This window comes from Thermophilibacter mediterraneus (genome assembly GCF_900119385.1).
GTDB lineage: Bacteria > Actinomycetota > Coriobacteriia > Coriobacteriales > Atopobiaceae > Thermophilibacter > Thermophilibacter mediterraneus.
Window position 1 is genome coordinate 473,222 of sequence record NZ_FPKO01000009.1, and the last position, 20,246, is coordinate 493,467.

Consider the following 20,246-nt stretch of genomic DNA (forward strand, 5'->3'; position numbering starts at 1 on the left):
GAAGCGAGGGGCGGGGCGCTCGTGACGCGTGATGCGGGCGCTACTCGGCCTCGGTGGCCTCCGGCTCGGCGGGAGCCTCGGCGGCGGGGGCGGCAGCAGCCTCGGCCTCGGCCTTCTTGGCGTACTCGGCGGCACGCTTGGCCTTCTCGGCGGCCTTGGCCTCCTTGGCGGCCTTCTTGGCAGCGGCCTCCTCAGCAGCCTTGGCGGCACGGGCGGCCTTGGCCTCCTCGGCCTTCTTGAGCTGGGCGGCAGCGGCGCCACCAAACTTGTCGGCGAAGCGCTGGACGCGACCGCCGGTGTCGACGAGCTTCTGCTGGCCGGTATAGAACGGGTGGCACTTGTCGCACAGGTCGACCACGATCTCCTTCTTGGTGGAGCGGGTCTTCCAGGTGTTGCCGCAGGTGCAGCGGACGGTGCACTCCACGTAGTCGGGGTGGATACCTTGCTTCATGGCAGGACTCCTCTTCTTCGGCCCTGGTTTCCGACCAGAGCGGGGGTTCGTCTTGGTTCCGACCAAGACACAATAGCCGTATGACTATATCAGAAAGACTGTGAGGCGTCTGTGAAGATTTGCGCGTAATATGGGGCGAGAAGTACGCGCCGCCGCAGGCGTAAAACCTCGGGGAGGCCCCATGTTTCTTGCCATCGACGTTGGCAACACGCAGTCCACGCTCGGTCTCTTTGACGACGGCGGAACGCTCGTGCACGGCTGGCGCATGTCCACGGACGCCACGGACACCTCCGACATGCTGCACTCCCGCCTCTGGGGCTTCTTCATGAAGGACGGGCTCGAGCTCGGGTGCGTGAGCGAGGCCGGGGTCGCCAGCGTGGTCCCCGCCCTCGAGAGGTCGTGGAGGCGCTGCCTTGGGCAGCACCTCGGTCACGAGCCCCTTGTCGTGAGCGCCGGCAGGGGCTATGGCATGAGGGTCGCCATGCCCGACCCGCGCCAGGTCGGCGCGGACCGCATCGCCAACGCCATCGCGGCGCGCGCGACCTACGGGGCGCCAGTCATCGTGGTGGACTTTGGCACGGCAACCAACATCGACGTCGTCGATGCCGCGGGGGCCTATCGCGGCGGCGCGATCTCGCCGGGCCTCATGCTCTCCGCGAACGCCCTCTTCGCGCGAGCGGCCAAGCTCGCAAGCGTCCCCATCGAGGCGCCGGAGCGCGCGCTTGGCGACGGGACCGAGGCCGCGCTCCAGTCGGGCCTCGTCATCGGTGCGGCGGCCCAGGCCGAGGGGCTCGTGGCCCGCATCCAGGCGGAGCTCGGCGGACCGCGCGCCACGGTGGTGGGAACAGGAGGCCTCGCGCGCACGGTCGCCCGCGCCACGAGCCTCTTCGACGCCATCGACCCGGACCTCACCCTGCGCGGCATCCGCGAGATCTGGCTCTGGGGTCAGGGGCGCGCGTAGAGGCGCCGGGGCCGCCCGCTACACGCGCCTCAGCAGCGCCTGCTCGGGGGCGATCTCCAGCTCCTGGGCGGCGTCCTCGAGGCGCACCGTGGCCCGACCCCACACGTCAACGCCGGCCAGCGCCCCGCGACCGATCACGCGGCCGCCGCGCACGACCTCCACGCGCTCCCCCATGCCGAGAAGCACATCAAAGTAGTCGCCCAAGACGGACGCCAGGGGGCCGGCGGAACCGCGGCCGGCGGCATACGCCCCCTCCCAGGCGCCGATCCCGTCAAGGACCGCCCGCTCGATGGCCGCGGCATCGAGGTTCCTCTCGCCCTCCCACGTGAGGTCGCAGCGAACGAAGACGCCCTCGTCGTCGTAGCCCGCCCGAGCCTCGACGGACACGAGCTCGTCGCCCGCCCCCGTCACCACCTCGTGCGGCCAGGCCACGCGCGCGCCGAGCTCGTGGGCGAGCGCCAGGGCGCACACGTAGGGGACGCCGGTCACGAAGCCCATGGGCACGCTCGGCCGCAGCGTGAGGGAGGTCCCGGCTACTCCCATGCGATCTCCCCCAGGTCGGCGGTCACGTGACCGACGCGCTCCTCGCGCGGGAGCACGCTCACCCCGGCGTGGGCGAGGAAGCGCTCGGGATCGTGCATGAGGTCCTCCATGGGCACGATCACGTAGTCGCGCTCGCCGAGGCGGGGGTGCGGCAGCGTGAGGCGCGAGCCCGCGTGACGCTCTCCCTCGACCCACGCGAGGTCGCAGTCGATGGTGCGCGGGCCGTTTCCGGGCCTCTTCTTGGCGCCGACGGCAGGCGCGGCGGCCTCGGCGGCCTTCTCGCGAATCCTACCGAGCTCGTTTTCCACCTCGAGGAGCTTACCAAGAAGAACGAGCGGGTGGAGCTCGCTTCTGATCTCCGCCACGGCGTTGGCCACCGGCGTGGCGATGCCGTAGGCGGGCTCGGTCTCGTAGGCGTGGCTCACGCTGACCACGCAGGTGAGGGGGATCTCGTCGATGAGCTGCACGGCGCGGGCGAGGTTGCCCACGCGGTTGCCCACGTTGGATCCCAGGCTCACGAAGCCCTGGCGCGCGTCCTTGTGCGAGGCGGCCCAATAGGCGTTGACGGCCTGCGAGACGCCGGCGACGTCATGGACCCGCAGTATGCGGGCGCCGTTCTCGATGGCTGAGATGCAGACGCCCGCCGTCGCCGCGTCGCGGGCGGCGGCGTCGGCCACGCCGGAGACTGCCCCCACGAAGCGCTTGCGCGAGACGGCGCAGGCGAGCGGGTACCCCATCGAGGCCATGGAGCGCGTGGCGCGCTGGATGACCACGTCCTCGTCGGCAAACTTGTCGAAGCCCGCGCCCGGATCCATGCAGATGCGGTCATGGCTCACCCCCGCGCGCATGAGCGTGCGGGCCTGGTCGCCCAGAAACCCCATGACCTGCCGCATGATGGGTGCCTCCTCGGGCAGGGTGAAGCGGCGCTGCGACAGGACGGGGCGCGGCAGCGCGCTGCCGGTGGGACGCGACTCGTCGAGCGTGACCTGGCGGCGCGGGGCGCGCGTGCCCAGGCCGCCTCGGTTCCAGTGCATGACGATGCAGCCGCACGAGGTGTCCGCCGCAACCTCGACCATCTTGGGGTCGGTGAAGCCCGAGACGTCGTTCACGATGGCGGCGCCGAGCCGGACGCACATGCGGGCGACGTCGGCGTGACGCGTGTCCACCGAGACGATCGCGCCGGCGTCGACGAGGGCGCGCACCACCGGCACGATGCGCTCCGCCTCGACCCTCGAGTCGACCGGCGTATGGCCCGGGCGCGTGGACTCACCGCCCACGTCGATGATGTCGGCGCCCTCGTCGAGCATCTCGAGGCCGCGGGCGATGGCGGCCGCATGGTCGAGGTTCTCCCCACCGTCCGAGAAGGAGTCCGGGGTCACGTTGAGGATGCCCATGATGCGCGGGCGCGCGAGCGAAATCTCGAACGCCCCGCAGTGCCAGGTGCCATAGTTCTCTCGAAGCATGACCGCTCCCTCCAGGTTCTTGTCCATCGCTCCATTGTACCCGGTGCGAGACCGTCCGCGCCGCGCGCGGGCTCCGGGCGACGCCCGTCAGAAGTCGAACGCCGCGGCTATGTCGCAGGCGCAGACGAGGTCCGCCCCCGCATCCGCGGGCGTGGGGTCCCGGTTGACGACCACCAACTCCGAACCCCCGTAGTAGTTCACCAGGCCGGCGGCGGGGTAGACGACGAGCGACGTCCCCCCGATGACGAGCAGGTCTGCCGCCGAGATCGCCCTCACGCTGGCGATAAGGACGCGCTCGTCGAGCTGCTCCTCGTAGAGCACGACGTCGGGCTTCACGAGGCCGCCGCACTTCTCGCAACGGGGAACTCCCTCGGTCCCCATGACCCACTCCGCCGAGTAGGTTGCTCCGCAGGCCTGGCAGACGTTGCGATGGACCGACCCGTGGAGCTCTAAGACCTCACGCGACCCCGCCGCCTGGTGGAGCCCGTCGATGTTCTGGGTGACCACGGCGGCGAGATGCCCCTCGCGCTCGAGCTCCGAGAGCCTCAGGTGGGCGCGGTTGGGGCGGGCGGTCAGGCAGACCATCCGCTCGCGATAGAAGTCGAAGAACTCCTCGGTGTGCGCGACAAAGAAGCTGTGGCTGAGCATCGTCTCGGGCGGGTAGGCGAAGCGCTGGTGATAGAGGCCATCGGCGCTGCGGAAGTCGGGGATGCCGCTTGCCGTCGAGACTCCGGCGCCGCCGAAGAACACCGCGCTTCTCGCCCGCGAGAAGCGCTCCGCGAGCTCCCCCGCCGCCTCGGCGGGATCGGTGACGGTACGTGACATGGCTCCCCTTCCCTCGGCGCGACCACGGGGGCGGGCCGCCCCCATAGCAATCGTAGCCCTCGCGGAGCGCTAGGGCCTGGCCGAACCAGCCCCCATATCTGGAGAATCCGTCGGGAAGGGTTCGCGGATGGCGGTTTGGGGAAGAAACAGGCTTATGCGCAATGTGCCTTCGCGCGGCGTCCGGCGAGCGCCGCGCGAACGTGAGGGAGGCAAGCCATGGAGCCACTGTCCAGCAACGTGTTCGACTGCGCCCTCGTCTTCGAGGGGGGCGGGTACCGGGCAAGCTACACCTGCGCGTTCGCCAACGTGCTGCTCGAGCAGGGCATCTACTTCGACTACGTCTGCGGGCTCTCCGCCGGGGCGAGCAACTCCGTCAACTACCTCTCGCGTGACCGCACCCGCGTCCGGGAGGCCTTCATGACCGACGGTGCCGCCAGGGGGCTCGTCGGCATGCGCTCGGTGCTGCGCGGCCGGGGCTACTTCGACGCCGATTCCCTCTACGAGGGGGCGCTCCGCGACGGGACGCTCACGTTCGACTGGGAGACGTTCTCCGCCAACCCCGCGCGCCTGCGCATCCAGGCCTTCGAGCGCGACACCGGCAAGACGGTACGCTTTGGCCGAGAGGACATGACCGACCCCATGCGCATGATCGACCTGGTGCGCACCAGCTCCACCCTGCCCGGCATGATGAAGCCGCTCGCCGTCGACGGACGGGTCCTTCTGGACGGGGGCCTCGGAGCGGGCGCGGGCATCCCCGTGTGCATGGCGGAGGACGACGGCATGGAGCGCTTCCTCTTCGTGGCCACGCGCCCGCGAGGCTACCGCAAGCAGGAGCCGACCGCACGCGAGCGCCGCATGTTCCAGGCCGTCTCCAGGGACTACCCCTATCTCAGGAACGCGCTGCTCACCCGATGGGAGCGCTACAACGCCGCGATCGACCACGTCGAGGAGCTTGCCGCCGAGGGGCGCGCGCTCATCATCTACCCCGACGAGATGCCCGTGGAGAGCTCCACCGTCAACCCCCGCAAGCTCGCGGCGGCCTACGACGCCGGCCACGCCCAGTATCTGCGCGAGCTCCCGCGCATTCGTGAGTTCCTGTTCGGCTCGCCCGACGCCGGGCCGTGCCCGAGCGACCCCGACGAGGGGACGGGCTACATCACGCTGGGATAGGCGTCTGGCTGGTACGCGGCGCAGCGGCTACACTTGGCTGAGCAACCGCCCCGAGAGGAGACTCCCATGCCCGAGCCCAGAGAGCTGCGACTCGTTTCCTGGAACGTCAACGGCCTGCGCGCCGTCATGAAGAAGGACCCGAGCTTCGTCGACGTCGTCGAGGCGACCGACGCCGACGTCTTTGCCATCCAGGAGACCAAGCTCCAGGAGGGGCAGATCGACCTTGACCTGCCCGGCTACCACCAGACGTGGAGCTACGCCGAGCGCAAGGGCTACTCGGGCACCGCCGTCTTCTCCCGCGAGGAGCCCCTGCGAGCGATTCACCACATCGGCGCGCCCGAGGCCGACGACGAGGGGCGCGTGTGCGCGCTCGAGTTCCCCTCCTACTGGTTCGTGGACGTCTACACGCCCAACGCACAGAACGAGCTCGCCCGCATAGACACGCGCCTGGCGTGGGACGAGTGCTACCGCGAGTTCCTCGCCGGGCTCGCGGCGCAGAAGCCCGTGGTCACGTGCGGGGACTTCAACGTCGCCCACAACGAGATCGACCTCAAGAACCCCGGCCCCAACCGAGGCAACGCCGGCTTCTCCGACGAGGAGCGCGCGAGCTTCACCCGGCTCCTCGAGGCGGGCTTCACCGACACCTTCCGCATGCTGCATCCCGACGTCACCGGAGCCTACAGCTGGTGGAGCTACCGCTTCAACGCGCGCAGGAACAACGCCGGCTGGCGCATCGACTACTTCCTCGTCAGCGACGACGTCGCCGACCGCGTGACCGGCGCGTCCATCCTCTCGGAGGTGTACGGTTCGGACCACTGCCCCGTCGAGCTCACGATCAGGCTCTAGGCGCCACGTCCCGGCGGCGGGGTCGGGGCGAGGGACACCTCGGCTAGAGCCCCGAGACGGGGAGGCCGGCGCCCTCCATGGCGGCGAGGAACGCCTCCGCAGACCGGGTCGCGACGAGCTCCTGCGGGAACCCGATCTCCTCGAGCATCGCGAGGGCCCTCGGGGCGCGGCCGACCGCGGAGCAGATGTGCGCGTCGGTGCTCACCGCCACCTGACACCCCAGCTCCGCGCACGCCTCCGCAATGGAGCGGCAGCTCGACCAGGTCCTCCCCTCGCGACGAGCCGTCTCGAGGCTATGCTCATTGATCTCGATGATCTTGCCCAGCCGCGCCGCCTCGCCCACGACCTCCCTGACGTCGAACGGCACGCCGGCGCGACCGGTATGTCCGAGCACGAGGACCTTGGGCTGCCCGAGCGCGGCAAGGTACATCTGCGTGGTCTGCGAGACGGAGGCGCCGTCCGCGAAGCCCTTATAGTGCACGCTCGCGATCACGTAGTCACACGATGCGACGACGCGGTCGTAGAGCGTCGAGGGGGAGCGCGCCGGACGGCCCGTGATGTCCTCCGCGACCTCGATCTCCTGCCCGAAGAGCCCCCCGTCGAGCGAGCGTATGTCGGACTCGGCCCCACGGAGCAGGCGGACCCCCTCCCAGGACCGGGGCCAGACGCGCATGTTGACGAAGTGCTGGTAGTCGCGCAGACTGCCGTGCGAGAGGTCGGTGCCGGGGAAGAGCATGTCGCTGAAGTGGTCCGTCACGCCCAGGAGCTCGAGGCCCGCGTCGCGGGCGGCGAGCACGTTCTCGCGCACCGTCGAGTAGGCGTGGCGCGAGTAGAGCGTGTGCGTATGGACGTCGCAGCGGTTCTGCAGCATGCGTTTCTCCCTCACATGATCCAATGGGGGCCAAGGGGCGCTGCCCCCATGAATCACCTATAGGTCGCGGCGAGCTGCTCCCAGGCGGGCAGGGAGCTCACGATGGTCTCGTAGGAGACGCAGTAGCCCACGCGCACCCAGCCCGGGCAGCCAAACGACGTGGAGGGGACGGGCAGCAGCTCGAAGCCCTTTGCGCGCTCGAAGAACGCCTCGGCATCCGGCTCGAGCGCCTTGACCCACAGGTAGAAGGCACCCTCGGGCTCGATGAACTCATAGCCGATCCGCGCGAGGCCCTCGGTGAGGGCGCGACGGTTGCGCGCGTAGGCCTCGACGTCGCTCGGGCAGTCGACGCAGTCCATGAGCACGCGCTGGAAGAGCGCCGGCGCGCAGACGAAGCCAAGCTTTCGACCAGACCCCGCAACTGCGAGAACGAGCTCGTCGTGCTCGGGGTTGGTGGGCGGCACGAGGACCCACCCGATGCGCTCGCCGGGGAGCGAGAGGCTCTTGGAGTAGCTGTAGCAGACGATGGTGCGGTCGTAGAGCGAGGGCACCCACGGGACCTCCGCGCCATAGGCGATCTCGCGATACGGCTCGTCGGAGACGAGGTAGATCGCGGTTCCGAACCTCCGCTCCGCCTCGTGCAGGGCCTGCGCGAGGGCGGTCAGGTTGGAGCGGGAGTAGACGGATCCCACGGGGTTGTTGGGCGAGTTGACCACCACGGCCTTGGTCCGCTCGGTGAGAGCCGCCGCAAGGGCGTCCACGTCAATCTGGAACGTCCGCTGGTCCGCGAGGACCTCGACGCAGGTGGCGCCCGAGGTCTCGATCCACACGCGGTACTCGGGGAAGTACGGCGCGATCACGACGACCTCGTCGCCGGGATTGACGATGGCGTTGAACGTGATCGAGAGCGACGCCGCCGCGCCGCAGGTCAGGTAGATGTCGCCCGCCTCGGCCGCGGCGTCGCCGAAGCGGCGGCGCAGGCTCGCCGCAACGGCCTCACGAGCGGCGGGAAGGCCCGCAGCAGGGGTGTAGCCGTGCAGCTGGGACGCTGGGAGCGCAAGGCTGCGCTCGATGGAGGCGCGCACGGCGTCGGGTGCGGGGACGGAGGGGTTGCCGAGGGAGAAGTCGTAGACGCGCTCCGCGCCGATCTCGGCCTTACGTGCCGCCGCGTACGCGGAAATCTCTCGGATGGACGACTTCTGGGCACCGTAGGCACGGCTCTTCTCGTTGATGGACATGGCCCTTCCCTCCCGCGGCACGGCCGCTCGCAGCTTGCTGCAGCCATTGTACCCGCGCATGGCAACGCGCTCGGGCAGGCCCGCAAGTTGCGAGCGAAGCGTTCACAGAAGGGCGGTCACCTTGAGGGCGACGTCGAGGAGCCACGCGCCTCTGAGGGGGCGAGGGGGCGCATCGACCCTTCGCCGTCGAGCACCATCCAGCCGATGTCGGTGATGACGTAGGCGTTCGCCGAGCGTCCCCCGTCGTCGCGCGCCGTCTCGTACGCGGAGATGAGACCGGTCCTCGCGAGCGAAGCACACGAGCGGCGAACGGTGACCGTGCTCTTCTTGACGCGGCGTGAGAGCGCCTCCGCCGTGATGACGACGCGCTCGCCCCGGGCGCTCGTGCAGTCGCGCAGGCAGCGAAGGACCGTCCGCTCCGTCTCGTTTATCGAGAAGGAGATCTTGTACTTCACCTTGCGCGCCATCGAGCGGGCTCCTCCCGTCCGCCTTGAGCGGGGCGAAGCGTTTCCGCCCCCGGGGTCGTGCGTTCACGCTAGCACCCGGAAACGTTGCGAGAGCATCTCGCATGGCCTCTGACCTGCAGATTATTTGACCAGTGCAGACAAGTGCGCCGTCAGGGCACCAACCCTGACGGCGCACTTCTCGAACATGCGAGGAAAAGTGATGAATCCCCTCATCACTATTGTGGGCAAGGTGACGTAACCGCTGGTAAAACGTTCACGATTACCACATAACCAATGCCTCTATCAGTTTTCTTGCGCAGGGGCATCGTCGCGCGACGACTCGTTGCGGACGTACTCGTCCCACCTGCCGTCGAGCAGCGCGACGACGGCCTCCCCCTCGACGGTCTCGCGCTCGAGCAGCACGTGCGCCATGGTGACCATCTGCTCGCCGCGCGTCTCGAGCACCTGCCGCGCGCGGTCGTGCCCCTCACGCATGATGCGCTCGACCTCGTCATCAATGCGCTTGGCGGTCTCTGCGGAGTAGTCCTGGTGGTCGGCGTAGTCGCGCCCAAGAAAGACCTCGTGCTGCGCCTCGCCGAAGACCTGCGCTCCGAGCTCCTCGCTCATGCCGTAACGCGTGACCATGGTCCGCGCGAGCTTGGTGGCCCGCTCGAGGTCGTTGGACGCGCCAGTGGTGACGTCGTCGCAGAAGAGCTCCTCGGCCGTGCGCCCCGCGAGCAGCACCGCGATCTGGTCGAGCATGCCGTCGCGCGTCTCGAGGAAGTGGTCCTCCTCAGGAACCTGCATCGTGTAGCCGAGCGCCTGGCCGCGGCTCACGATCGAGATCTTGTGGATGGGGTCCGAGTTCTCGAGGACGTGGCCGACGAGCGCGTGACCGGACTCGTGGTAGGCGATGACGCGGCGCTCTCCCTCGGTGATGACGCGGCTCTTTCGCTCGGGACCCGCCATCACGCGCTCCATAGCCTCCTCAACCTCGTCGCCCCCGATGGTCGGGCGACGGCGACGGGCGGCGAGAAGCGCGGCCTCGTTGACGAGGTTCGCGAGGTCGGCGCCCGTGAACCCCGGCGTGACCCTCGCGAGGCGCGCGAAGTCGACATCGGCTGCCATCGGCTTCCCCTCCGCGTGGACGCGCAGGATCTGCTCGCGCCCGCGCACGTCAGGACGGTCGACCGTCACCCTCCGGTCGAAGCGGCCGGGGCGCAGCAGCGCCGGGTCGAGGATGTCGGGTCGGTTGGTCGCCGCGATCAGGATGACCGAGGAGTTGTCCTCGAAGCCGTCCATCTCGACGAGGAGCTGGTTGAGGGTCTGCTCCCGCTCGTCGTGCCCGCCGCCGAGACCCGCGCCGCGCTGACGGCCGACGGCGTCGATCTCGTCGATGAAGACGATGCAGGGCGCCGCCTCCTTCGCCTGCTTGAAGAGGTCGCGCACGCGCGAGGCGCCCACGCCCACGAACATCTCGACGAAGTCGGATCCGGAGATCGAGAAGAACGGGACGCCCGCCTCCCCGGCGACGGCCTTGGCGAGCAGCGTCTTGCCCGTTCCCGGAGGGCCCACGAGCAGCACGCCGCGAGGTATGCGGGCGCCCATCCTGTGGTAGCGATCGGGGTCGGAGAGGAAGTCGCGCACCTCCTGGAGCTCCTCGACCGCCTCGTCGATGCCCGCCACGTCGGCAAACGTCACCTTGGGACGCTCGGCCTCCGAGGTGAGCGCGCGGGTCTTGGCAAACGACATCGTCTTGTCGTTCTGGTTGGACATGCGGCTCATGTAGTAGACGAAGACCCCGACGAGCAGCAGCGTGGGGACCACCGAGACGAGAACGGTCTCGAGCATGCTCGAGTCACTCGTGTCGATTCTGTAGGTGACCGCGGGGTGGTCGGCCATGAGCTCGGCAAGCGAGTCCGCGCCGACGTAGACGCTCGTGAAGTCGACGAGCTTGGACTCGTCGCCCTTCTCGCCGCCCTCCCTCCAGTACGAGCCCGAGACGCTCCCGTCGTCGGTCTTGTAGGTGACGTTCGCCACGCGATCGTCCTTGAGCGCGGTCACGAACTCGTTGGTCGCGAGGGCGTCGGTCTCGGAGCCGCGACCGAGGCCGCCCGTGCCCGCCGAGAAGATCAGGTAGACGACCAGGGCGACCACGATGAGGGTCGAGATCACAGAGGGGCGGGGGCGTCCGCCGGGCCCCATGGGCGAGATGTCGTTGTTTGGCACGTGCTGCTCCTCGGGTTGCCGCCGCCCCGGCGACCAGCGGCGCACCGGGGCCGTGCGCGGCTAGTGCTTGTAGACCTCGGGCTTGAGGATACCGATGTAGGGAAGGTTGCGGTAGCGCTCGGCGAAGTCAAGGCCGTACCCGACGATGAACTCGTCGGGCACATGGGCGCCCACGTAGCGGGGCTTCACCGCGGGCTCGTTGCCGGGAACGTCCTTCACGAGGAAGGCGGCCACCTCGACAGAGGCGGGGTTGCGCCCCTTGAGCAGGTTGATGAGGTACGAGAGGGTGAGACCCGAGTCGAGGATGTCCTCGATGATGAGGACGTCGCGACCCTCGATCTTGGTGTCGAGGTCCTTGACGATGCGCACGACGCCCGAGCTCTTGAAGCCGTCGCCGTAGCTCGACACGGCCATGAAGTCGATCGCCATGGGACACTCGATGGCGCGCATGATGTCGGCCATGAAGACCACCGCGCCGCGCAGGACGGCGACTACCAGCGGGTTCTTGTCGGCGTAGTCGCGAGTGATCTCCTCCCCCATGCGACCAACGATCTGGCGGATGTCCTCCTCGCCCAGCAGGACCTCCTTGACGTCCGGGTGCAGCTCACCCATTGCGCTCCCCTTTCCTGGCGCCGCGCGACCCCATGCGCCCGGCATGACTGCACACAGCATAGCGCAGGCGGCTACGCTCCGGAAACGAGGGTCAGCTCGAGCAGCCACTCGGTCTGCGGGACGCATCGTGCGCGCTCGTCGGCGCGCACCCCCGCGACCCAGAGAACGGGCCCGGTGGGCGAGGCGTGCACGACGGGCACAAGCGCGCGGTCCGCGCGGGACATGTGCGTCTCGCCGAGGAGGTCAGAGAGCTTCTTTGACTGCCCGTGCATGCCGAGCGGACACAGCAGCTCCCCCGCGCGCGGCGCATCGACCCACAGCCTGCCGCCGCGCGCAGGGTCCACGCCAGCCGCCACGGCGTCGAGCAGCACCGACTCGCCGGACCACTCGAGCGCGTGGGAGCGCGCGTATGCCGGTACGTCCGTGGCACGCGGCGCGCGCAGCACCCGAGCCTCGAGCCCCCTCCCGCCCGGAAGCTCGAGGCGTCCCGGCACCTCGAGCCACGACGCGATGACGCGCGGGTCCGCGGAGCGCGCGCGAATGCTCAGGAGGGCGTGCTCGACGCGGACGTCGACGCCCAGGGGGACCGTGAGCGACCCCTCGCCCGCCGCGACCGCGGCGAGCACGCCCGCGACGTGACGCGCCTCGAGCCGGGCCTCGGGACAGAGCGACAGCACGGCCTCGCGCACCACGCGGCGCGCGATCGCGACCTCCGTCGCCCCGAGACGCGCGGCGTCGAGCACGACAAGGCCGTCGCCGCGCCGACGCGTGAGGTCGCGCAGCGCGCGCGACGCCACCGCGGTCAGGTAGGCGTCCTCGTCGGACAGAATGTCGCAGGTGGTGGCGAGACTCTGGACCACGCGCGGGTTGCGCTCGCGCGCAACGGGCATGACCTCGTGGCGCACGAAGGCCCTGAGGTAGCGCGTGTCGGCGTTGGTGGCGTCCTCGCGCCAGACGATGCCGCGCATCCTGAGGAGGTCGCAGAGCTCGTCGTGCGTTCGGTCGAGAAGGGGGCGCACGATCCGGTTGCGCCGGCGCGGAATCGACGAGAGCCCCGCGGCGCCCGTGCCGCGAATCGCGTTCATGAAGAAGGTCTCCGCGCGGTCGTCCGCCGTGTGCGCGGTGAGGATGCGAGCCGCGGAGCGGGGCGTGCCGAGAGCCGCGGAGAGCTCGTTGGCGAGGCGCGACGCCTCCTCGTAGCGCGCGATCCTCCCCGCGTTCTCGACGTTGCCGTCCCCACGAGCCGCGATCTCGGCGGCATCGATCCTCCTGATGGTGCAGGGAATGCCATATCGCCCGGAGAGGTCGCGCACGAACTCCTCGTCCTCCTCGGCGTCGAGGCCGCGCAGGCCGTGGTTGACGTGCAGCACGTGGAGCCGCTCGCGGGCGATGCGCGCAAGGCCTCGGCCGTCGTCGATGTCGAGGCTCGAGGTCGCCGCGAGCACGAGGAGCGCCGTCGAGTCCGCCCCGCCCGAGACCATGAGCACCACGGGGGCCGACAGACCCTCGTCAGTCCTTCCGCTCGGGCGGTCGAACCGACTTCTGGCAATAGCGTATCGACGCGAGACGCTCGGCATACCACACCCTCCGCAACGGCTACCCTAGGGAACGCGCGCGGGCAGTCCCCGCAACCTGAGTGTACGACACCGAGAGGAGCGCCATGACCCCCAGGATCCACCTGCACGTCCTCGCCAGCGGCTCGAAGGGCAACGCCGCCGTGGTCGAGGGCCCCGGCGGGCTTGTGCTCGTCGACTGCGGCATATCGCGGCGCGCCCTGCTCGAGAGGGCGGGACAGCTCGGGCTGGACATGGGTCGCGTGACCACGGTCCTTCTCACTCACGAGCACTCCGACCACGTGGGCGGCCTCACGGTCTTCTGCAACCACTTCGACGGGGAGCTCGTGACCACCGCGGGAACCGCCGCGGCAAGAGGCTACCTCTCCGCGCTCCCGTTCACGCTGATCGGCCACTCGGACACCTTCGAGGCTGCGGGGATGCTGGTGGAGGTCTTCCCGACCTCGCACGACGTCGCCGATCCCGTGGGGTTTCGGTTCTCGACCGACGACGACGCGCTCGGCTACTGCACCGACACCGGCGGGCTCGGGGCGGAGGCGCTCGAGCGACTCTCGGGCGTCCGCATCCTCGCGCTAGAGTCGAACCATGACGAGCGCATGCTCGCCGGAGGCCCCTACCCCGCGTACCTCAAGCAGCGCGTAGCCGGCCCGACCGGGCACCTCTCCAACGCGCAGGCCACCCGCGCGCTCGGCTCTCTCGTGACCGAGAACACCGAGACGGTGGTGGCCATGCACCTCTCGCAGGAGAACAACCGCCCGAGCGTGTGCGTGCGCACCCTCGCCGAGGCGGTCGGCGCCGTGCCCGTGCAGGGAGAGGACGGGCGGCCTGAGGCGCGCACCCCGGACGGCGGCCTCAGCATCTGCTGCGCCGCCCAGGACTGGCCGCTCAGCGTGTGGTAGTCGCCCGGACACAAAACGGGGCCGGCGCCCGAAGGCGCCGGCCCGACGCGTCGCACGTCACGTTGACGCTATAACCTGACGTCAGTGCCAAGTTAGTCGATGGAGACCTTGGTGACGTTGGTCTTCTCCTGCTGCTTGGGGACGTTCACCGAGAGAACGCCGCCCTCGAGCTTGGCGGAGAGGCCCGCAACAGCGGCGTCCTTGAGGTAGACCCCGCGCGTTGCGCTCCAGTCGGAGGTCTCCTTGTAAAGGTAGTTCCTGCCCTTCTCCTCGTCGGTCTCCTTCTTGTCGACGGAGATGGAGAGGCGTCCCTCGTTGAGCTCGACGTCGATCTCCTCGCGCTTGACGCCCGGAAGCTCGGCGGTGACCACGTACCTGTCGCCCGCGTCCTCAACGTTCATCTTGAAGCTGGCAGCCGTGGACGAGAGCGGCGCGAAGGGCGCGTCGAAGAAGCTGTCCAGCGCGTCAAAGGGCCAGTTGCGAAGAGCGCGAGAATAACGGTCATACGGAATCATGCTTGCCATACCTCATCACTCCCTTGTGACTGCGGCTTGTGCCGCATCTGCTGTACATAGGTACTTGTTCCCCTCGCCGTTCGATTTATACATCTCCGGTCATTTATTCTGAGCGTCATATACTCACCATATCTAAGTCGATATGACTTAGATATGGTGAGATGAACCACATTGCGAGGAGACGGGGCGTGTGCGGGCGAGCCGCCGGGCTCACACGGCATACCTTACGCTTTGTATAGTTTCGCTGACCGGGGCGCCTGCCCAGCGCGCCTGCCCTATCATGGGGTGCAACACTGTTCGCGCCTGCCGTCGGAGACACCATGGACAACGACACCGACCTTGAGCTGACCGACCACGAGGGCATAGAGGGCGAGGCCACGCCCGTCCCCGCGCCGGCACGCGCGCCCTACGTGCGACAGCGCCCGGCGCACCGCAGCGTCGAGCCCATCGACGACCTTGCCGCCGATGAGGAGGAGAGCGCCCCGATCACGCACGACTCGGGGTACACGATACGCGGCGGCGCCCTCTCGGGACGCGCGTACAGGCGCTCGCGCTCCGAGGGCCAGCAGCTCAGGCGCGACCTCCACTACGGGCAGTACCTCGAGATTCCCAAGGGGCGCCGCGACATCTTCGTATCGCGCGAGCGCAAGACGCGCGTCAAGACCTTCATCGCGCTCGTCTTCGTGCTCGCCCTGCTCGCCGTGGTGGTGTACTTCCTCTGGGGCTACATGCAGAGCAACTGGGGCTCCACGAGCTAGCCTCCCCGCGCACGGCGAGCCGCCCGTCCGCGGCTCAGCCCCAGGGGTCCCGCTCGAAGAGCGGCTCAGGCTCGGGGCGACGGTCGGAATAGGGGTCGTACCCGTCGTCGTCCTCGTTCTCGGCCCGAATGAACTCGCTCTCGGAATCCTCCGCGCGACCGCTCGCGTCACGCCCCCGGCCGCCCTCGGCGCCCGGGCGCCGCATCATCGTGTCTTCCATGGCTCCTATCCCGTATACAGGTCGATGTAGGCAATGTAGTCGCAGAGGCTGCCGCCGAAGTCCGAGAGGTCGACCCCCGCGAAGTGAGACTCGGGCGCGGCGAGGGCAACAACCCTGACCTGGCCGTCATAGCCCCCGATGATGACCGACCAGACGTAGCCGCCCTGTCGCCCGACGCCGCAGACGAAGCTGGGCGAGGGCGCCGCGTCGCCCTCGCCGGCAGACGCGACCGGAGCGACGAGGTCCTCGTGGGTGCAGGTGTCCTCGAGCCCCTCGAGACGGCACGCGCGCATCACGGCGCGCAGGCCGTCCTCGTTCATCTCGGATCCTCCCTCGGGCAGCGTCGCGGATGAGAACGCGTAGCGGACACCGCCCACGCCGGCGCCCTGCGCGAGCACGTCGGCTCGCGACGCGTCTCCCCCGTAGTGCCCCGTCTCCGGGTAGTCCGAGAGGCGCAGCAGCTCCCCGCCCGGCCCCTCGTAGCCGGCGTCCGCGTTTCCGGTTGCCACCGACACGCCGCTGAAGAGCGGAGAGAAGCCCTCCTGCGCAAGGTAGCCCGAGAGCGCCCGCGGGGCGACGTCGAAATAGGCAAGGAGGTCGTACGGGTCGCGCGGGTACGTAACGGCAACCTGCAGCTCGACGGACGAGCCGCCTGCGACCTCGGTGCCGACCTCGGGACTCGTCCCCACGACCGTGCCCGACGGCGAGGACGACTCGACGTAGGAGACGGTCGCCGAGAAGCCGCCCTGCGCGAGCAGGTCGCGCGCGGCCGAGAGCTCCATCCCCAGGACGTTGGGGACGGTGAAGGCGCTCGCCACGACGAGCGTCACCCTGTCGGAGGAGAGGAAGGGCTCCCCCTCCCCCGGACTCACCGAGAGCACCGTGTCGGCCGGCTGACCCGAGCTCTCGTACCCGATCTCGATGTTGAGCGCCCCCGCCTCGGAGAGCGCCTGGCGGGCCCGCTCGACGTCGAGCCCGACGACCTCGGGGACCACGCGGCTCGAGGCGACCGAGATTGTGATGCCCGCGGCCGGGTCCACGCGCCGGCCCTCCTCGGGGTCGGAGGCGAGCACGAGGCCGATTCCGTCATCGGCGGCAACGGGCTCGACCTGGACGACGAACCCGAGGTCCTCGAGGGTCTCCGTCGCCTCCTCCTGCCCCATACCGACGACGGCGGGAACGGTCCTGCCTCCCCAGAGCTCACGATCATAGGTGTAGAGCGCGACGAGGGCACCGACGGCGAGAAGGACGACGGCCAGCAGTGCGACCGCCCAGCGCGGAATCCGCCTGCGGCGCTCGGGAAGGCTCTGCACGGGAGAGGGAATCGAGACCGGGGCGCGAGCCGAGGTGAGCTCGTCTGGAGCCGCCGCCTGGAAGTACGGGTCGTCGAGGGCGTCGATTCCGTCGGCGACGTCATCCACCGCGCGGACGACGGCTATCGTCGGCAGGTCGTCAGGGGGCACGGGACGCGCGGGCCCCTCGTCCGCGTCGGGCGCGCTCGAGGCGGCGACGGTGGCGTCGGGGTCGGGAGCGGCGGCGACTGTGGCGTCGGGGTCGGGAGCGGCGGCGACGGTGGCGTCGGGGTCGACGCGCGGCTCGGGGGCGGGCGCCGGGACCCCGTTCTTCTCGTCCTCTCGGTCGCGCCTCATCTCGCCTCCCGTCGTCATGGCCAACTGAGAACCGAGGCTATCGTAGCGTGCTTTCTCGACGACCGGGGCGCCGTCGTCCCAAGCGTCACGAGCGAGCCCCCGAGCGCGTCATGCGAAAAGGGGCCCCGGTCCTCCGGGGCCCCTCTCCATGCCGCCGCGACGCGACGGCGCTACTCCATGGCGTCGGGCTCGATGGGCTCGTCCTCGGGGGCGACGTCGTCGCCCGCCGCGCGGCGCCTCGCGGACGCGGCGTCATCGCGGGCCGCGAAGAGGCGGTCGTCGGACCCGACGTCGACGCGGACCACGTCCCCCTCGCCGAGCGCCCCGTCGATGATGAGGTTGGCGACGCTGTCAACGACCTGCCGCTGGATGAGGCGCTTGAGCGGGCGCGCGCCGTAGACCGGGTCGAGCCCGTCAAGGGCGAGCGACTGCTTTGCGGCTGGCGTGAGCTCGAGCTGGATGCGGTCGCGCTCGAGGCGCTCGCGCACGTCGCGAAGCTGGATGTCCACGATGCGCTCGATGTCCTCGAGGCCGAGGGGATGGAAGACCACCACGTCGTCGATGCGGTTGAGAAACTCCGGCTTGAAGGTCTGCCGCAGCGCGTTGTTGACCGCGCGCTGGACCTCCTCGGGGTCGATCGACGCGTTGGCGCCCGCGATGAACTGGCTGCCGACGTTGGACGTCATGATGATGATCGTGTTCTTGAAGCTCACGACCCTACCCTGCCCGTCGGTGAGCCGCCCGTCGTCGAGCACCTGCAGCAGGATGTTGAAGACGTCGGGATGGGCCTTCTCCATCTCGTCGAGCAGGATGACGCTGTAGGGGCGACGGCGGACCGCCTCGGTGAGCTGGCCACCCTCGTCGTAGCCCACGTATCCCGGGGGCGCGCCGATGAGTCGCTGGACGCTGAACTTCTCCATGTACTCAGACATGTCGATGCGCACGAGCGCGCGCTCATCGTCGAAGAGGTTCTCGGCGAGCGCCTTGGCGAGCTCCGTCTTTCCCACGCCGGTGGGGCCGAGGAAGAAGAAGCTGCCGATGGGGCGATTGGGGTCGGAGAGCCCGGCCCTGCTGCGGCGAACCGCCGCGGCGACGGCCGAGACCGCCTCGTCCTGCCCCACAACGCGCCTGTGGAGCTCCGCCTCGAGGTTCTTGAGCTTGTCCATCTCCCCCTGCATCATCTTGGACACCGGGACGCCCGTCCAGGAGGAGACGACCTCGGCGACCTCCTCGGAGGTAACCTCCTCCTTGAGCAGGCCGCCAGCCTCCTGCTTTGCCGTGAGCGCCGCCTCGGCCTCCTCGTACTCCCGCTGGAGCGCGGGAATCGTGGCGTAGCGCAGCTCGGAGGCGCGGGCGAGGTCTCCGTCTCGCGTCACGCGCTCCATCTCGGCACGGGCCCCCTCGATCTTGGACTTGAGGTCCTGGACGCGGTCGATGGCCCCCTTCTCATTCTCCCAGTTCGCCTTCATGCCGTCGAGCTTCTCGCGCGTGGTGGCGATCTCGCCGCGCAGGGTCTCGAGGCGCTCCTTGCTGGCCTCGTCCTCCTCCTTCATGAGGGCCTGCTCCTCGATCTGCATCTGGGTGAGCTGGCGGTCGACGGCGTCGATGTCCGCGGGCATGGAGTCGAGCTCCATGCGCAGGCGGCTCGCCGCCTCGTCGACCAGGTCGATGGCCTTGTCGGGCAGGAAGCGGTCAGAGATGTAGCGGTTCGAGAGGTCCGCCGCGGAGACCAGGGCGGAGTCCGTGATGCGCACGCGGTGGTGCTGCTCGTAGCGGTCCTTGATGCCGCGCAGGATGGAGATCGTGTCCTCGACGGTGGGCTCTGAGACCATGACGGTCTGGAACCGCCTCGCGAGGGCCGCGTCCTTCTCGATGTACTTGCGGTACTCGTCGAGCGTGGTGGCACCGATGGCGTGGAGCGTGCCGCGCGCGAGGGCCGGCTTGAGGATGTTTCCGGCGTCCATCGAGCCCTCCGTGGCACCCGCGCCCACGATGGTGTGCAGCTCGTCGATGAACAGGATGATGCGCCCGTTCGACTTCTCGACCTCCTTGAGCACGGACTTCAGCCTGTCCTCGAACTCGCCGCGGTACTTGGCGCCCGCGACGAGGGCAGACATGTCGAGCTCCACGAGGTCCTTGTCGCGCAGCGTCGACGGCACGTCCCCGTTGACGATGCGCTGCGCGAGCCCCTCGACGATGGCGGTCTTGCCCACGCCCGGCTCTCCGATGAGCACGGGGTTGTTCTTCGTGCGGCGCGAGAGCACCTGGATGGTGCGGCGAATCTCCTCGACGCGCCCGACGATGGGGTCGAGCTTGCCCTGGCGAGCGAGGTCGGTCACGTTGCGGCCGTACTTCTCGAGCGCCTCGAACTCGGGCTTGGAGTCCTGGCTGGTCACGCGCTCGTCACCGCGCAGGGCGTTATACGCCTCCTCGACGCGCTTCGACGTGACGCCAGCGGCCTTGAGAATCGACCCGGCGTCGGTCTTGTCGTCGGCGAGCGCGCAGAGCAGGTGCTCGGACGTGACGTAGGAGTCGCCCATCTTGCTCGCGAGCTTCTCCGCCGCGTTGCCAACACGCACCGTGGCATCGCCCATTCCCATCTGCCCCGCGTCACCCGACACCTTTGGCTGCCGCGCGATGGCATCGTCGACCTGCGCCTCGATGGACGCCGGGTCGGCGCCCACCCGCTCGATGATGGCGCTCAGGTTGTGCTCTCCGGAACTCAGCAGCGCCTTCAGCACGTGCACGGGCATGAGCTGGCCGGCGTCGGCATCCGTTGCGATGCCCACGGCGGCCTGCAGCGCCTCCTGCGCCGTGACCGCCCACTTGTCTAGCCTCATGGTTGCCCCCTTCGTGGGTCGTTGTTTATCAACGACTATTGTTCCCGCACGAGCTGGGGCGTATACGCAAATCTAAGTGTCTACATGATAGATTATATAAGCGTGAGGAGAAGGGCGGGGCACCCGCAGGCACCCC

General features: G+C 69.2%; 19 protein-coding genes. 5 read left to right on the forward strand and 14 right to left on the reverse strand.

What is annotated here, in order from left to right:
* Positions 1-40: 40 nt before the first annotated feature.
* A complete protein-coding gene (gene rpmE, locus BQ7106_RS07005) occupies positions 41-451 on the reverse strand; it encodes a 50S ribosomal protein L31 (RefSeq protein ID WP_072373485.1) in 411 nt (136 codons plus the stop codon).
* Between the two features lie 181 nt (positions 452-632).
* On the opposite strand from rpmE, the gene BQ7106_RS07010 reads away from it, so the two are divergent.
* A complete protein-coding gene (locus BQ7106_RS07010) occupies positions 633-1,412 on the forward strand; it encodes a type III pantothenate kinase (RefSeq protein ID WP_072373488.1) in 780 nt (259 codons plus the stop codon).
* A gap of 18 nt (positions 1,413-1,430) precedes the next feature.
* On the opposite strand, the gene BQ7106_RS07015 is transcribed toward BQ7106_RS07010, so the two are convergent.
* From BQ7106_RS07015 to BQ7106_RS07025, 3 genes are all read right to left on the reverse strand, one after another.
* Positions 1,431-1,955, reverse strand: a complete 525-nt coding sequence (locus BQ7106_RS07015; RefSeq protein ID WP_072373491.1) for a hypothetical protein — start codon at positions 1,953-1,955, stop codon at positions 1,431-1,433.
* A complete protein-coding gene (gene folP, locus BQ7106_RS07020; RefSeq protein WP_072375420.1) occupies positions 1,946-3,418 on the reverse strand; it encodes a dihydropteroate synthase in 1,473 nt (490 codons plus the stop codon). The genes BQ7106_RS07015 and folP overlap by 10 nt, the downstream gene beginning before the upstream one ends.
* Positions 3,419-3,505: 87 nt before the next feature.
* Entirely contained in the window at positions 3,506-4,243 is a 738-nt protein-coding gene (locus tag BQ7106_RS07025) for an NAD-dependent protein deacylase (RefSeq protein ID WP_072373494.1), read from the reverse strand.
* A 216-nt stretch (positions 4,244-4,459) separates the two neighbouring features.
* Here BQ7106_RS07025 and BQ7106_RS07030 point away from each other — a divergent pair, with 216 nt between their 5' ends.
* Positions 4,460-5,413, forward strand: coding sequence for a patatin-like phospholipase family protein (locus tag BQ7106_RS07030; RefSeq protein WP_072373497.1), 954 nt, complete (start codon positions 4,460-4,462; stop codon positions 5,411-5,413).
* A 66-nt stretch (positions 5,414-5,479) separates the two neighbouring features.
* Entirely contained in the window at positions 5,480-6,259 is a 780-nt protein-coding gene (locus BQ7106_RS07035; protein WP_072373501.1) for an exodeoxyribonuclease III, read from the forward strand.
* 43 nt (positions 6,260-6,302) lie between these two features.
* Here BQ7106_RS07035 and BQ7106_RS07040 read toward each other — a convergent pair whose 3' ends face one another.
* The 6 genes from BQ7106_RS07040 to tilS all read right to left on the reverse strand — a co-directional run bounded on the left by BQ7106_RS07040 (position 6,303) and on the right by tilS (position 13,136).
* On the reverse strand, positions 6,303-7,130 hold the full coding sequence (locus BQ7106_RS07040) for a phosphatase (RefSeq protein WP_072373504.1): 828 nt from the start codon (positions 7,128-7,130) through the stop codon (positions 6,303-6,305).
* Positions 7,131-7,183: 53 nt separating this feature from the next.
* Positions 7,184-8,368 (reverse strand): pyridoxal phosphate-dependent aminotransferase, encoded by a 1,185-nt coding sequence (locus tag BQ7106_RS07045; RefSeq protein ID WP_072373507.1) that lies wholly within the window; start codon positions 8,366-8,368, stop codon positions 7,184-7,186.
* Positions 8,369-8,484: 116 nt separating this feature from the next.
* Complete coding sequence (locus BQ7106_RS07050) at positions 8,485-8,835, reverse strand: hypothetical protein (RefSeq protein WP_072373513.1); 351 nt, start codon at positions 8,833-8,835, stop codon at positions 8,485-8,487.
* Positions 8,836-9,117: 282 nt separating this feature from the next.
* Positions 9,118-11,019 (reverse strand): ATP-dependent zinc metalloprotease FtsH, encoded by a 1,902-nt coding sequence (gene ftsH, locus BQ7106_RS07055; protein WP_072375423.1) that lies wholly within the window; start codon positions 11,017-11,019, stop codon positions 9,118-9,120.
* Positions 11,020-11,103: 84 nt separating this feature from the next.
* Complete coding sequence (gene hpt, locus BQ7106_RS07060; protein WP_072373516.1) at positions 11,104-11,655, reverse strand: hypoxanthine phosphoribosyltransferase; 552 nt, start codon at positions 11,653-11,655, stop codon at positions 11,104-11,106.
* A gap of 71 nt (positions 11,656-11,726) precedes the next feature.
* On the reverse strand, positions 11,727-13,136 hold the full coding sequence (gene tilS, locus BQ7106_RS07065; protein WP_338064455.1) for a tRNA lysidine(34) synthetase TilS: 1,410 nt from the start codon (positions 13,134-13,136) through the stop codon (positions 11,727-11,729).
* Between the two features lie 179 nt (positions 13,137-13,315).
* On the opposite strand from tilS, the gene BQ7106_RS07070 reads away from it, so the two are divergent.
* Positions 13,316-14,128, forward strand: coding sequence for an MBL fold metallo-hydrolase (locus tag BQ7106_RS07070; protein ID WP_072373524.1), 813 nt, complete (start codon positions 13,316-13,318; stop codon positions 14,126-14,128).
* A 92-nt stretch (positions 14,129-14,220) separates the two neighbouring features.
* On the opposite strand, the gene BQ7106_RS07075 is transcribed toward BQ7106_RS07070, so the two are convergent.
* Positions 14,221-14,652 carry an Hsp20/alpha crystallin family protein gene (locus BQ7106_RS07075; protein ID WP_072373528.1) on the reverse strand — a complete coding sequence of 144 codons (432 nt, stop codon included), beginning with the start codon at positions 14,650-14,652 and terminating at the stop codon, positions 14,221-14,223.
* A 311-nt stretch (positions 14,653-14,963) separates the two neighbouring features.
* On the opposite strand from BQ7106_RS07075, the gene BQ7106_RS07080 reads away from it, so the two are divergent.
* Positions 14,964-15,401, forward strand: coding sequence for a hypothetical protein (locus BQ7106_RS07080; protein ID WP_072373530.1), 438 nt, complete (start codon positions 14,964-14,966; stop codon positions 15,399-15,401).
* 34 nt (positions 15,402-15,435) lie between these two features.
* Here the strand turns inward: BQ7106_RS07080 and BQ7106_RS10845 are convergent, their stop codons facing one another.
* The 3 genes from BQ7106_RS10845 to clpB all read right to left on the reverse strand — a co-directional run bounded on the left by BQ7106_RS10845 (position 15,436) and on the right by clpB (position 20,110).
* Entirely contained in the window at positions 15,436-15,621 is a 186-nt protein-coding gene (locus BQ7106_RS10845) for a hypothetical protein (protein ID WP_129583820.1), read from the reverse strand.
* Positions 15,622-15,626: 5 nt separating this feature from the next.
* Complete coding sequence (locus tag BQ7106_RS07085; protein ID WP_072373532.1) at positions 15,627-17,270, reverse strand: PASTA domain-containing protein; 1,644 nt, start codon at positions 17,268-17,270, stop codon at positions 15,627-15,629.
* Between the two features lie 170 nt (positions 17,271-17,440).
* Positions 17,441-20,110 (reverse strand): ATP-dependent chaperone ClpB, encoded by a 2,670-nt coding sequence (clpB, locus tag BQ7106_RS07090; protein WP_072373534.1) that lies wholly within the window; start codon positions 20,108-20,110, stop codon positions 17,441-17,443.
* Positions 20,111-20,246: the final 136 nt, after the last annotated feature.